At 70.1% G+C, this 12,846-nt stretch carries 11 protein-coding genes; 2 read left to right on the forward strand and 9 right to left on the reverse strand.

Annotated features, from left to right (window positions below; all coding sequences use genetic code 11):
- Positions 1-73 precede the first annotated feature (73 nt).
- Positions 74-745 (forward strand): hypothetical protein, encoded by a 672-nt coding sequence (locus ACFXC1_RS10085; RefSeq protein ID WP_381241217.1) that lies wholly within the window; start codon positions 74-76, stop codon positions 743-745.
- Positions 746-764: 19 nt separating this feature from the next.
- On the opposite strand, the gene ACFXC1_RS10090 is transcribed toward ACFXC1_RS10085, so the two are convergent.
- The 9 genes from ACFXC1_RS10090 to ACFXC1_RS10130 form a co-directional block, all read right to left on the reverse strand.
- A complete protein-coding gene (locus ACFXC1_RS10090) occupies positions 765-2,315 on the reverse strand; it encodes an NCS1 family nucleobase:cation symporter-1 (RefSeq protein WP_381241218.1) in 1,551 nt (516 codons plus the stop codon).
- A gap of 129 nt (positions 2,316-2,444) precedes the next feature.
- Positions 2,445-3,464, reverse strand: coding sequence for a TIGR03842 family LLM class F420-dependent oxidoreductase (locus ACFXC1_RS10095; RefSeq protein ID WP_043678720.1), 1,020 nt, complete (start codon positions 3,462-3,464; stop codon positions 2,445-2,447).
- 11 nt (positions 3,465-3,475) lie between these two features.
- A complete protein-coding gene (hydA, locus tag ACFXC1_RS10100; protein WP_381241219.1) occupies positions 3,476-4,879 on the reverse strand; it encodes a dihydropyrimidinase in 1,404 nt (467 codons plus the stop codon).
- 124 nt (positions 4,880-5,003) lie between these two features.
- The gene (locus ACFXC1_RS10105) at positions 5,004-5,846 is read right to left on the reverse strand and encodes a nitrilase-related carbon-nitrogen hydrolase (protein ID WP_019071248.1); all 843 of its coding nucleotides are present in this window, start codon (positions 5,844-5,846) and stop codon (positions 5,004-5,006) included.
- 155 nt (positions 5,847-6,001) lie between these two features.
- Positions 6,002-7,564: a PucR family transcriptional regulator gene (locus tag ACFXC1_RS10110; RefSeq protein ID WP_381241221.1), complete on the reverse strand. Its 1,563-nt coding sequence runs from the start codon at positions 7,562-7,564 to the stop codon at positions 6,002-6,004.
- 27 nt (positions 7,565-7,591) lie between these two features.
- Complete coding sequence (locus ACFXC1_RS10115) at positions 7,592-8,878, reverse strand: aspartate aminotransferase family protein (protein ID WP_381241223.1); 1,287 nt, start codon at positions 8,876-8,878, stop codon at positions 7,592-7,594.
- Complete coding sequence (locus ACFXC1_RS10120) at positions 8,875-9,717, reverse strand: nitrilase-related carbon-nitrogen hydrolase (RefSeq protein ID WP_019071245.1); 843 nt, start codon at positions 9,715-9,717, stop codon at positions 8,875-8,877. The genes ACFXC1_RS10115 and ACFXC1_RS10120 overlap by 4 nt, the downstream gene beginning before the upstream one ends.
- Before the next feature lie 158 nt (positions 9,718-9,875).
- The gene (locus tag ACFXC1_RS10125; protein WP_381241225.1) at positions 9,876-11,624 is read right to left on the reverse strand and encodes a hypothetical protein; all 1,749 of its coding nucleotides are present in this window, start codon (positions 11,622-11,624) and stop codon (positions 9,876-9,878) included.
- A 166-nt stretch (positions 11,625-11,790) separates the two neighbouring features.
- Positions 11,791-12,042 carry a helix-turn-helix domain-containing protein gene (locus ACFXC1_RS10130; RefSeq protein WP_019071243.1) on the reverse strand — a complete coding sequence of 84 codons (252 nt, stop codon included), beginning with the start codon at positions 12,040-12,042 and terminating at the stop codon, positions 11,791-11,793.
- Positions 12,043-12,074: 32 nt separating this feature from the next.
- On the opposite strand from ACFXC1_RS10130, the gene map reads away from it, so the two are divergent.
- Complete coding sequence (gene map / locus ACFXC1_RS10135; RefSeq protein WP_381241226.1) at positions 12,075-12,842, forward strand: type I methionyl aminopeptidase; 768 nt, start codon at positions 12,075-12,077, stop codon at positions 12,840-12,842.
- The last annotated feature ends 4 nt before the right edge of the window (positions 12,843-12,846 follow it).

The following is a 12,846-nucleotide window of genomic DNA, read 5'->3' on the forward strand; positions in this document are numbered from 1 at the left end:
GAGTCATGTGACACTGGCGTCCCCGTCCGCAGTGCGGACCCGCTCCGCACCCTTCCCCCACGAGAAGTGCGACTTGCGTTCTCTTCCTCTGCCGCTCGCTCTCACCGCGCGTCTGTCGCCGGTCGTCGTGCTCGCCGCGATGGGCTGGGCCCTGACGTCCGGTCCGTTCGCCGCGACGACGACCGCCGATCACAAGGCGACGCCCGAGTCCGACTCCTCGTCCGGGACCTCGGCGCCGTCGACGGCGCCCGTGGTCAAGGCGTACTCCACGTCCCCCGCCCCGTGCGGAAGTGTGACGGTGGCGACGCTCAAGTCACTGGTGCCGGGCGCCAAGACGGCCGGCAAGGAGATCCCGTCGACGGACACGAAGGTGCGCCGCACCTGCTCGTGGAACGCGCTCAAGGGATACGACTACCGCTGGCTCGACGTGTCGTACGAGATCACGGAATCGGACGAAGCGGCGAAAAAGTCGTACACCGAGACGACTACGGAGAAGAGCGGCGGCGGAGTGGTGCCCGGGCTCGGGGACGCGGCCTACTCCATCGTGAACCTCACCACAGAGGACAAGCAGCAGACGCGTGAGGGCACGGTCGTCGTCCGCGCGGGCAACGCGCTGGTGACCATCACGTACAACGGCAGCGACTTCGAGAACAAGAAGGCGCCGAGCACGGACGTCATCAACAAGGGCGCGATCAAGGCCGCGAAGGAAGCGGTGACCGCGCTGGAGGGCGCCAAGGCCGGCTAGCCCCGGCGCCCTCCGAGATCTACGCGTCGACGGGCTCCGTCGCCGGCTCCGGTACCGGCTCCCTTCCGGTGAGCACGGTCAGCAGCACGTAGAGCGCCATCGACGTGCCCAGGCCCACGGCCCAGCCGTAGTCGGCGAGCGAGGACAGCCACGGGATCGGCCGGCCGTCGATCAGCGGGTGGAAGTCGGCGCCGCCCACGGCGAGTACGCCACCCACCAGGAAGGCGACGACGGCCCGCCAGTTCCAGCCGCCGTCGTACCAGTAACGGCCGCCCGCCTTGTACAGGTCGGTGAGGTCGAGCTTGCCGCGGCGCAGGATCCAGTAGTCGGCGATGAGGATGCCGGCGACCGTGCCGAGCAGACCGCCGACCAGACCGAGCCAGGTGAAGATGTAGCCCTGCGGGTCGGAGTACAGCTTCCAGGGGAAGATCAGCACGCCGAGGACGCTGGTGATCAGGGCGCCGGTGCGGAAACTGATCTTCCGGGGCGCGATGTTGGAGAAGTCGAAGGCGGGCGAGACCAGGTTGGCCGCGATGTTCACGGACAGGGTCGCCACCAGGACGGTCACCAGCGCGTAGAGCAGACCGACCACGTTGTCCGTCTTGGCGGCCAGCTGCACCGGGTCCCAGATCGCCTTGCCGTAGACGGCCTGCGAACCGGAGGTGACCAGCACCGACAGGAACGCGAACAGCGTCATGGTGGTCGGCAGACCAAGCGCCTGGCCCCATGTCTGGGCCTTCTGGCTCTTGCCGTAGCGGGTGAAGTCCGGGATGTTCAGCGACAGCGTGGACCAGAAGCCGATCATGCCCATGAGCGAGGGCCAGAACAGCTTCCAGAAGCTGCCGCCCCAACCGAGCTTGGACGGCTGGTCGAAGAGCGGGCCGAGGCCGCCGGCCTTGCTGCTCATCCACCACAGCATCACGAACGCGCCGACGAGCACGAAGGGCGCCGCCCAGTTCTCGAAGCGGCGGATCGTCTCCATGCCCCGGTAGATGATGGCCACTTGGAGCGCCCAGAACAGCGCGAACGACAGCCACATCGTCCAGGCGTACCCGCCGATCTGCGAGGCGTTGGCCCAGCTGTCCCCGATCAGCTTGCCGGCGAGGAAGAAGATCGCCTCACCGCCGATCCAGGTCTGGATGCCGAACCAGCCGCAGGCCACCAACGCCCTGACTACAGCAGGGAGGTTGGCGCCACGCACACCGAACGAGGCGCGCGCGAAGACCGGGAAGGGGATGCCGTACTTCGGTCCCGCGTGCCCGGTGAGCAGCATCGGCACGAGCACGATCAGGTTGGCCAGGGCGATGGTGAACACCGCCTGCTTCCAGTCCATGCCCACGGCGATGAGCCCCGAGGCCAGGGTCCAGGAGGCCGTGTTGTGGGCCATGCCGACCCACAGCGCGGAGAAGTTGTACGTGGTCCAGGTGCGCTTCTCGACGGGAACCGGCAGCAGATCGTCGTTGGCGTACGGCCCGCTGGGCTGCGGAGATCCGGGGGCGATCTCCACCCGCCCGTCGGCGAGGGTGACTTGAGCGGTCGGCTCTATGGCCGTGGGAGCGGTGTCGGTCATGGGCAGGCCAATCAATGAGGTGGGTCCGGAAAGGCCGTGCGGGGCTCCGGCCCCCCTCCCTCAGGACGGTGAGGGAGGGGGAGAACTGGAGTGGGGGGACGGGGAGTTGAGCGGTGGTGCGGGTGTGCGTCAGCCGTTGACGGCCGGGATCACCTTCGACCCGTAGGCGTCGATCGTCGCTTCCTGCGCGTCGTGCATGTCGTAGACGGCGAACTGGTCGACGCCCAACTCGCGCAGGGCGTTGAGCTTTTCGATCTGCTTCTCGGCCGATCCGATGATGCAGAACCGGTCGACGATCTCGTCGGGCACGAAGGCGGTGTCGGGGTTGTCGGCACGGCCGTGGTGCGAATAGTCGTACCCCTCACGGGCCTTGATGTAGTCCGTGAGTTCCTCGGGTACGGCGGCGGAGTGCTCGCCGTACTTGGAGACGAGGTCGGCGACGTGGTTGCCGACCATGCCGCCGAACCAGCGGCACTGGTCGCGCGCGTGGGCGAGCGCCTCGGGCGAGTCGTCCTCGGTGACGTAGGCCGGGGCGGCGACGCAGATCTTGACCTCGGACGGGTCGCGTCCGGCGGCGACGGCCGCGTCCTTGACCGCCTTCACCATGTACTCGGTGAGGTAGAGGTCCGACAGCTGGAGGATGAAGCCGTCGGCCTCCTCGCCGGTCATCTTCAGGGCCTTGGGGCCGTACGCGGCCATCCAGACCGGGAGTTGGGCGTCCTCCTTGGCCCAGGGGAACTTGATGACCGTGCCGCCGAGGTCCGCCTCCTGGCCGGAGCCGAGCGCCCTGATGACCTTCATGGCCTCGCTGATCCGGGCCAGGGTGTTCGGGGTGCGGCCCGCGACGCGCATCGCGGAGTCGCCGCGGCCGATGCCGCAGACCGTGCGGTTGCCGAACATGTCGTTCAGGGTGGCGAAGGTGGAGGCGGTGACCTCCCAGGTGCGGGTGCCCGGGTTGGTGACCATCGGGCCGACCGTCAACTTCGTGGTGTTGGCCAGGATCTGACTGTAGATCACGAACGGCTCCTGCCACAGCACGGCGGAGTCGAAGGTCCAGCCGTAGGTGAAGCCGTTGCGCTCGGCGCGCTTCATCAGGCTGATGACCCGCGAGGCCGGCGGGTCGGTCTGCAGGACGAGTCCGAAGTCCATGTGCGCCACTCCTAGTTGAGGTACTGACTGGTGGAGCGCGGGGTGTAGACGCCGTGGCCCGCGTGCCCGGTGTACTCCCGCTCGGTGATGACGAGTTCGCCGCGCGAGAGGACGGTCTCGACGCGGCCGGTGAGGCGCTTGCCCTCGTAGGCCGAGTAGTCGACGTTCATGTGGTGGGTCTCGGCGGAGACGGTCTGCTCGGCGTGCGGGTCGTAGATGACGACGTCGGCGTCGGCGCCCGGGGCGATGGTGCCCTTCTTCGGGTAGAGGCCGAACATCCGTGCCGGGGAGGCGCAGGCGATCTCGATCCAGCGGCGGCGGCTGATGTGGCCGTCGACGACGCCCTGGTGGAGCAGGTCCATGCGGTTCTCGACGCCCGGCATGCCGTTGGGGATCTTCGAGAAGTCGCCCCGGCCCAGTTCCTTCTGGCCCACGAAGCAGAAGGGGCAGTGGTCGGTGGAGACCACCTGGAGGTCGTTGGTGCGCAGGCCCTGCCAGAGCTTGGCCTGGTGCTCCTTGGGACGGAGGGGCGTGCTGCACACGTACTTCGCGCCCTCGAAGTCGGGCTCGGCGAGGTTGTCGGTGGAGAGGAACAGGTACTGCGGACAGGTCTCGCCGAAGACGGGGAGGCCCTCGTCGCGCGCCTTGGCCAGCTCGGCCACTGCCTCCATGGCCGAAACGTGCACGACGTAGAGGGGTGCTCCGGCGACCTGCGCGAGCTTGATCGCCCGGTGGGTGGCCTCGGCTTCGAGGAGAGCCTTGCGGACCTCGCCGTGGTAGCGGGGGTCGGTCTCGCCGCGCGCCAGCGCCTGCTCGACCAGGACGTCGATCGCGATGCCGTTCTCGGCGTGCATCATGATCAACCCGCCGTTGTCGGCGGCACGTTGCATGGCGCGCAGGATCTGGCCGTCGTCGCTGTAGAAGACGCCCGGGTAGGCCATGAACTGCTTGAAGGAGGTGACGCCCTCCTGCACCAGCAGGTCCATCTCCTTGAGGGTGTTCTCGTTGACGTCGGAGACGATCATGTGGAAGCCGTAGTCGATGGCGCAGTTGCCCTCGGCCTTGGCGTGCCACGCGTCGAGGCCCTCGCGGAGCGCTCCGCCCACGTTCTGGATGGCGAAGTCCACGATGGTCGTCGTACCGCCCCAGGCGGCGGCCCGGGTGCCGGTCTCGAAGGTGTCGGCGGCCTTGGTGCCGCCGAACGGCATCTCCATGTGGGTGTGGGCGTCGACCCCGCCCGGGATGACGTACTTCCCGGTGGCGTCGATGACCCGCTCGGCGGTCCAGGCGTCGGCCGTCGGGGTACCGGAGGTGGCCAGGGCTGCGATGCGGCCGTCCTCGATCAGGACGTCGGCGTGGAGTTCGTCGGACGCGGTGATTACTAGGCCGCCGCGGATGACGGTACGGGTGCTCATTGTTTTGACTCCGCTGGATTGTGGTCTGGTGCGGGTCTGTGGGGGCTGGGCGCGCCTCGCGGCGAAGCCGCTCATGGACGCTGCCCCGCGCCCCTGAAGACGGGGCGCGGGAACCCAGGGCGTTTTACGGTGCGGTCAACGGTCCGTACGCGTCCGGGCGGCGGTCGCGGTAGAACTGCCAGCGGTCGCGGACTTCCCGCAGCTTGGCCAAGTCCAGGTCGCGGACGACGAGTTCGGGCTCCTTGTCGCTGGCCACCTCGCCCACGAACTGGGCCTCCGGGTCGACGAAGTAGGTCGTGCCGTAGAAGTCGTTGTCGCCGAGCTCCTCGACACCGACCCGGTTGATGGCGCCGACGAAGTACTCGTTGGCGGCGGCGGCGGCCGGCTGCTCCAGCTGCCACAGGTACGCCGACAGGCCGCGCGAGGTCGCCGACGGGTTGAAGACGATCTCGGCGCCCGCGAGACCCAGCGCACGCCAGCCCTCCGGGAAGTGCCGGTCGTAGCAGATGTAGACACCGATCTTGCCGACCTTGGTGTCGAAGATCGGCCAGCCGCTGTTGCCCGGGCGGAAGTAGAACTTCTCCCAGAATCCGGGGACTTGGGGGATGTGGTGCTTGCGGTACTTGCCGAGGTAGGAGCCGTCCGCGTCGATCACGGCGGCCGTGTTGTAGAGGACGCCGGGCTGCTCCTCCTCGTACATCGGCAGGACCAGGACGATGCCGTGTTCCTTGGCGAGCGCCTGGAAGCGCTTGACGATGGGGCCGTCCGGGATCGCCTCGGCGTACTCGTAGAACGCCTTGTCCTGGACCTGGCAGAAGTACGGTCCGTAGAACAGCTCCTGGAAGCACAGGACTTGAGCACCCTGCGCGGCGGCGTCGCGCACCGCCTGCTCGTGGACCTGAATCATGGACTCCTTGTCGCCCGTCCAGGCTGTCTGGAACAGGGCGGCACGAATCACGGTGCTCATCGGGACCTCCGGTCGCTAGGTGTGCGAGGAGCTTAGGAAGCCCTGAAGTCCGGTTTGAGGTGCACGGTGTCACGTCTGCGGACGCTTGGCGTTCCACGGTGTCACCCTGTCGTGGCCGCATGTTTCACCGCCGTTTTCGCAGGTAGTCCCATGTTTCACCCCTGTTGCGCGTCGTGCGCGAGGAGCGCGATGTGCACCGACGCGGCCTGCTCGAAGTCGTCGAGGTCCACCCCGAGCCGGCCCTCTATCGCCTCCAGCCGGCGGTACAGCGCGGGCCGTGAGACATGGTGGAGCTGAGCGGTGCGCGACTTGTTGCGGCCGGTGGCCAGATACGTGCGCAGTACGGCGAGCAGATCCTCGTCGGCAGCGCAGAGCAGCCCGTCCAACTCCCGCTCGGCGAACGACTGCACCTGCGGGTCGTCCCGCAACAGCCGGATCAGGCCGCGCAGATGGACGTCCTTGAGGCGTACGACGGTGGGGAGTTCGAGGGCGTCGCTGGAGTCGGCCACGGCGTCGGCGACGTGCTGTGCCTCGCGCAGCCCGGCGGGCACGTCGTCCCAGACGGTGCGCGGTCCGGCGGCGGCCACCACCGCCTTCAACGCCCCGGATTCCGTGCGCAGTCGGCTCGCGAAGTGCGCGGCGAGGGCGTCCGCGTCCTGGTCCCGGGGCAGGCTGAGCAGGACGGCGGTGACGCCGTCGGCCAGTTCGGCGACGAGTCCTGGCAGCCCCAACAGTCGTAGCACCCGGTCGAGTTGGGCCGTGTCGCCGTCGCGTACGACCATCGGGACGAAGGTGCGGCGGTTGACCGGGAGTCCTGCGGCCCGGGCGCGGGGCAGGAGTTGGCGGGCCGGTACGACTCCGCTCGCCAGGTCGGTCAGCAGGCTCTGCGCGGACTGTTCCTCCCAGGTGTGGGCGGAGCCGCCGAGCATGCGGTGCAGGACGAGGGCCTCGGCGGCGCGGTCGGCGAGGAGACGGCCGGTGGCGGTGTCGCCGCGGTGGCCGCACAGCATGATCTGGCCCCAGCGCTCGCCGCGTCCGCCCAGTTCGGCGCGGATCCAGCCGTCGCCCTCGCTGCCGCCTGCCTGCCGGGAGATGCGCTCCCAGTCGCGCAGCACGTCGTCGACGGCGGACCGCTCCCCCGCCGTGGCGAGGACGCGGTGCGCGAGGTTGGTGACGACCACGGGGCAGGCACTGTGCGCGGCGACCTCGTCGAGCAGGCTCTGCAGTGGGGCACCGGCGGTGATGAGTCCGGTGAGCGCGGTCCGTACCGCCTCGGAGAGGCTGACGGCGGCGAACTTCCGCCGTACCAGCCGGGATTGGACCTCCTCCGTCAACTCCGCGAAGGGGAAGGGTCGGTGGAGCACCACCATCGGCAGCCCGCACCGCTCGGCCGCGCGGCGCATCACGTCCGGCGGGGCGGGGAAGGCACGGCCGAGACCGAGGACGACAGCCGAGGCCTCCGCGCGGTGCAGGGACTGGATGTACTCGGCCTGGGCGCCCTCGTCGCCGGCGAGCAGGACACCGGTGGTGAGGATCATCTCGCCGCCGCTGAGCATGACGCCGACGTCGGCGGCCTCGGCGACATGCACCCACCGCACGGCGCGGTCGAGTTGGCTCGCGCCGGCCACCACCTCGGGTTCCCCGGCCAGGACCCGTTCCAGGGCGAGGACCTGACGGACCGACAGAGCGGGTTCCAGGGGGTCGAGGGTGGTGGCCATAACGCGTTTCCCTTGCTCGTACTGCTGCTACTGCGTGCTCGCCAGAGCCCGTTCGAGGATGGCGGCGCCCTCTTCGGCCTCCGCGACGGTGAGGGACAGCGGCGGGGCGACGCGCAGGGCGCTGGTGTCGTGGCCGCCGCCCTTGCCGATCAGCAGCCCGCCCTCGCGGGCCGCTTCGAGCACGGCGGAGGCGGCCTGCGGATCGGCCTCGTCGGTGCCCGGTTTCACGAGTTCGATGCCGATCATCAGTCCGCGTCCGCGCACTTCCCGTACGCCGGGATGCTTCGCCGCGGCGGCCCGCAGCCGCTCGATGAGGAGCCCGCCGACGCGCCGGGCGTTGCCCTGGAGGTCGTGCTCCAGGAGGTAGGTGAGGTTGGCGAGGCCCGCCGCCATGGTGATCTGGGTGCCGCCGAAGGTCGAAATGCTGTTGGAGTCCAGGCAGTTCATGATGTCGGCGCGGGCGACGACGCCGCCGATCGAGCTGCCGTTGCCGATGCCCTTGGCGAAGGTGAGGATGTCCGGCGGACCGTTCTGGCCGTGTGCCTGCCAGCCCCAGAAGTGGTCGCCGGTGCGGCCCCAGCCGGTCTGCACCTCGTCGGCGATCCACAACACCCCGCGTTCGGCGAGGACTTCGCGGAAGGCGGCGTAGAGCCCGTCGGGCGGGGAGGTGAACCCGCCGACGCCCTGGATCGGTTCGGCGATGAGGGCGGCGGGCGGACGGACGTGACCGAGCAGGTCCTTCAGGTCGGCCACGCAGGCGGCGATGAACTCGGCGTCGGACAGGTGGGCGTAGGGTCCGCGCGTGCGCACACCGCCGTGGACGTACAGCGTCTGGAGCGGGGAGAGCGAGGTCGGGGACCAGCCGCGGTTGCCGGTGATGCCGACCGCGCTGAAGGAGCGGCCGTGGTAGCTGTTGCGCATCGCCAGGATCTGGTTGCTGCGCCGGTACGAGGTCGCGAGCAGCAGGGCGGTGTCGTTGGCCTCGGTGCCCGAGGTGGTGAAGAAGACGCGGGCGTCGGGGATGCCGGACAACTGGGCCACGCGCTCGGCGAGTTCGACCATCGGCCGGTTGAGGTAGAGCGTGGACGAGTGGAGGATCCGCCCGGCCTGCTCGCTCACCGCCTTGGTGACCTCGGGGAGCGCGTGCGCGGTCATGGTGGTGAGGATGCCGCCGAAGAAGTCGAGGTACTTGTTGCCCTCGGCGTCCCAGACGTGCCGGCCCTCGCCGTGCGTGATCTCGAGCGGGTCGTCGTAGTAGAGGGCGAGCCAGTCCGGGAGCACGGCCTTGTGCCGTCCCAGCAGATCCTTGGTCACGGTTGCACCAACCCTTCGTAGGCGTCGGGACGACGGTCGCGGTAGAACGCCCACTGCTGGCGGACTTCCTCGATCAGCCCGAAGTCCAGGTCGCGGACGACGAGTTCCTCGTCCTTGTCGCTGGCGACGTCGCCGACGAACTGGCCTCGCGGGTTGACGAAGTACGACGTCCCGTAGAAGTCGTTGTCCCCGTACTCCTCCTGTCCAACCCGGTTGATCGCGGCGATGAAGTACTCGTTGGCCACGGCCGCGGCGGGCTGCTCCAGCTGCCAGAGGTAGGCGGAGAGGCCGCGTGAGGTGGCGGACGGGTTGTAGACCAACTGGGCGCCGTTGAGGCCGAGTTGGCGCCAGCCCTCGGGGAAGTGGCGGTCGTAGCAGATGTAGACGCCGACCTTGCCGACGGCGGTGTCGAAGACGGGCCAGCCGGCGTTGCCCGGCCTGAAGTAGTACTTCTCCCAGAAGCCCTTGACCTGCGGGATGTGGTGCTTGCGGTACTTGCCGAGGAAGGTGCCGTCGGCGTCGATCACGGCCGCGGTGTTGTAGTAGAAGCCGTCCTGCTCGATCTCGAAGACCGGGACGACGATCACCATGCCGGTCTCGCGCGCGAGCTGTTGCATACGACGCACGGTCGGCCCGTCGGGCACCGGCTCGGCCCAGTCGTAGTGCTCCGGTTCCTGGACCTGACAGAAGTAGGGGGCGTTGAACACTTCCTGGAACCCGATGATCTTGGCACCCTGACGGGCCGCCTCGCGGGCGTGTTCCTCGTGTTTCGCCACCATAGACTCGGTGTCGCCGGTCCAGGTGGCCTGGACCAGAGCGGCGCGTACGACATTGGCCATGAGCTGCTCCTTCGACGGGGACGTCAGAGCCTCTACGCCCGTAGACAAGGCCGTAGAGGGATGAACGTAAGCCTCCGGAGGAGCCTTGCCAAGACCATCGTCGTTAACCCGCGGAGTCGATCGCGTTTCACACTCCGGTGGGCGAGCCGATGGGCCACTCAGGCAGTGAAACCCGCCACCCGGAGGGCATGGACAAGATCCCAGTGGCGTTCGTCCGAGACACCCCGGGCGGCTTCCACCAGCAGCGGGACGAGTTGCTGGGGGTCGGCCGCGACGCTGCGGGCCGCCTCCTCGGGGGTGCGGACCCGGACGTAGGCGTCGAGCAGGGCGTTGATCTCACGGCGGCGGCCCTCGGCGACGAGCGCGAGCACCGCCTCACCTATCTCCTCGGCCGGGCGGGCCACGCCCTGCCGCAGGATCTGCTCGGCGTCCGCCGTACGGCCGGCCGCGACCAGCGCGTCCGCCGCGCCGACCAGCCGGTCGGCGGGCAGCGAGGCGGCCTCCCACAGCAGCGTCGCCCAGTCCGCGCCGAGCCCGGCGCGCTGGAGCTCGGCCGCGAGCAGCGGGAAGCGCGCGGCGGGCCAGTACGCGGCCTCGGCGAGCAGCGCGTGCGCCTCGCCGCTACGGCCCTCCCGCCGCAGCCCCACGAGCCGCTGCACGGCCTCCACGGTGGCCTGCCGCGCCTCGGCGTCCAGCGCCTCCCGCTTCGGCTGCGACCGCTCGACCGGCCGGGCGGCCCCGGCGAAGCGGGCTCCGCGCGGGGTGCGGCGGGCGGCGGGCGCGGGGACCGGCAGCTCCGGTACGGCGGCTGCGGGGTCCGGGGCCGGGGCGGCGGCAGCGGCGTCGTCCTCGGTCATGCCGGCGAAGCGGGCGCTGCCACGGCGGCGCTTGCGTTGCTTGGGGCCGGGGGCCGCTTCGGGGACGGGGGCGGTGGACCGCGCGGGCTCGGCGGCCGTGGGCTGTGCGGGGTCGAAGGCGGCGGAGCGCGTGGCCTCGGGTGCGGGCCAGTCGGAGGGGCCGGGCGCGGGAGCGGCGGCGGGGCTCGGGAAGTCGTCCCGCAGGGGGGCCGGGCTGCCGTAGCCGGGGTTGGCGCGCTCGAAGTCCTCGTAGCCGCGGCGCGCCTCGCGGACCCCCTCGTCGTGGCGCAGGGGATCGGGGCCGCCGTGGGCCCCTCCGGTGTTGCCGGGGCCGCCGTAGCCGCCCTGTGGGCCGGTGCCGGGGGTCTGTTCGGTGTCGCGCTGACGGGGCAGGCGATGGGGAGCCGGGCCGTTGCCGTACGCCCCGTACGGATCATCGCCGCCGGACCGGCCGTCCTGGGCCTGTTCCTGGAAGGTGTCGTCGACCCGGAACACGTTGCCGTGCCGGTCGCGGTGGACCGCCCCGCCACCCCGGAGGTGGACGCGGTTGTCCAACTCCTCGATGCGGGCGCGGAGTTCGGTGCAGCGGGCGGTGGCGCGCTCGTGGTCGTCGCGGGCCCAGGCGAGGTCGAGGCGGAGGGCGTCGGCCGCCTCCTGCGTGGTGGCGGCGCCGAGCAACCGCCCCAGTTCCGCCTGCCGTTCGGCGGCGTACTTCTGCTCGCGGAGCATCACGTCGAGCCGGTCACCGAGGGCGTCCCGGCTGCCGGGCCGGGCGTCGAACGCGGTGAGCGCCGCCGCGTGCAGGGCGCGGGCCCGTTCCGTCTCCTGGGCGGCGACACCGGGTCCGTACTCGGCGGCGAGGTCCTGGAGCAGGGCCTCCACCACGTCCCAGGGGGGTATTTCACGCCCGCCCAGGCAGGCCTGCATACCATCGGGATCGCGCTGCCAGAACACCCCGCACCAGCCGCCGCCCTGGTCGAGGCGCGCCAGAAGCCGGTCGAGGTAGTTCGCGAACTCCCGCACCTGTCCGGGGAGTTGATCCACAGCCATGCTCCAACTCCCGCCAGACCGGAATGCTCCGATCCGTAGAAAACACCATTTGTGTTACGACGCGGCTACGGAAGCTTTTCGAGCCGGGCGCAGAGAGTTCGGAGCCTACGCCTCCCTCCTGTGTCACCGTCGGATTCCACCGTATCCGCCGCGTCCGCCACTCGATTCAGGCCGCCAACGGCGCACATCTGACCACGAGTTGGTCCATGGACAGCCCGAGCGCGTCGGCTAGTGCGGCGACGGTGAAGAAGGCCGGCGTGGGAGCCCGGCCGGTCTCGATCTTGCGGAGGGTCTCCGCCGAGATGCCGGCGTGCGCCGCCACGTCCGTCATGCTCCGGCCGCCACGGGCTTCGCGGAGCAGCCGGCCGAGCCGTTCGCCTCGTTCGCGCTCTTCGGGGGTGAGAGGGGTGCGTACCATGCCGCCATTCTAATACCGGTATAGTAATTGGCATGGTGGAACTCAAGACGGACACGTCTATCGATGCGATGTACGAGGCGGGCCAGGTCGTGGCCCGCGCACTCACGGCCGTGCGGGACGCCGCCGACGTGGGCGTATCCCTGCTGGAACTGGACGAGTTGGCGCACGACGTGCTGCGCGCGGCGGGCGCGACCTCGCCCTTCCTCGGCTACCGCCCCTCGTTCGCGCCCACCCCGTTCCCGGCGGTCGTCTGTGCCTCGGTGAACGACGCGATCGTGCACGGCATCCCGGACGGCTACCGGCTGCGCGACGGCGACCTGGTCTCGATCGACTTCGGCGCGAAGCTGGGCGGCTGGGCCGGCGACTCGGCGATCAGCTTCATCGTCGGCAAGCCGCGCCCCGCCGACGTACGCCTGATCGAAACCGCCGAGCGCGCCCTCGATGCGGGCATCGCGGCGGCCGTCGTGGGCAACCGAATCGGCGACATCGCCCACGCGATCGGCACGGTGTGCCGCAGCGCCGGCTACGGCATCCCCCAGGGCTTCGGCGGCCACGGCATCGGCCGCCAGATGCACGAGGACCCGGGAGTCCCGAACGAGGGCCGCCCCGGACGCGGCCTCCCCCTCCGCCACGGCATGGCCCTCGCGATCGAGCCGATGCTGATCGCGAGCGGCAAGGACGGCTACCACGAGGCCCCGGACGGCTGGACCCTCCGCACGAACGACGGGTCGAGGGCGGCGCACGTGGAACACACGGTGGCGATCACGGAGGACGGCCCCAGGATCCTCACGGCACGCTGAGCTC

It is taken from the genome of Streptomyces hokutonensis, from assembly GCF_042751305.1.
GTDB classification, from domain to species: Bacteria; Actinomycetota; Actinomycetes; order Streptomycetales; family Streptomycetaceae; genus Streptomyces; species Streptomyces hokutonensis_A.

Excerpts from the sequence above, each read along its gene's own strand:
- ACFXC1_RS10090 (WP_381241218.1), bottom strand. The coding sequence starts at position 2,315 with ATGACCGACACCGCTCCCACGGCCATAGAGCCGACCGCTCAAGTCACC.
- ACFXC1_RS10095 (WP_043678720.1), bottom strand. The coding sequence starts at position 3,464 with ATGGACTTCGGACTCGTCCTGCAGACCGACCCGCCGGCCTCGCGGGTC.
- hydA (WP_381241219.1), bottom strand. The coding sequence starts at position 4,879 with ATGAGCACCCGTACCGTCATCCGCGGCGGCCTAGTAATCACCGCGTCC.
- ACFXC1_RS10105 (WP_019071248.1), bottom strand. The coding sequence starts at position 5,846 with ATGAGCACCGTGATTCGTGCCGCCCTGTTCCAGACAGCCTGGACGGGC.
- ACFXC1_RS10110 (WP_381241221.1), bottom strand. The coding sequence starts at position 7,564 with ATGGCCACCACCCTCGACCCCCTGGAACCCGCTCTGTCGGTCCGTCAG.
- ACFXC1_RS10120 (WP_019071245.1), bottom strand. The coding sequence starts at position 9,717 with ATGGCCAATGTCGTACGCGCCGCTCTGGTCCAGGCCACCTGGACCGGC.
- ACFXC1_RS10125 (WP_381241225.1), bottom strand. The coding sequence starts at position 11,624 with ATGGCTGTGGATCAACTCCCCGGACAGGTGCGGGAGTTCGCGAACTAC.
- ACFXC1_RS10130 (WP_019071243.1), bottom strand. The coding sequence starts at position 12,042 with ATGGTACGCACCCCTCTCACCCCCGAAGAGCGCGAACGAGGCGAACGG.
- map (WP_381241226.1), top strand. The coding sequence starts at position 12,075 with ATGGTGGAACTCAAGACGGACACGTCTATCGATGCGATGTACGAGGCG.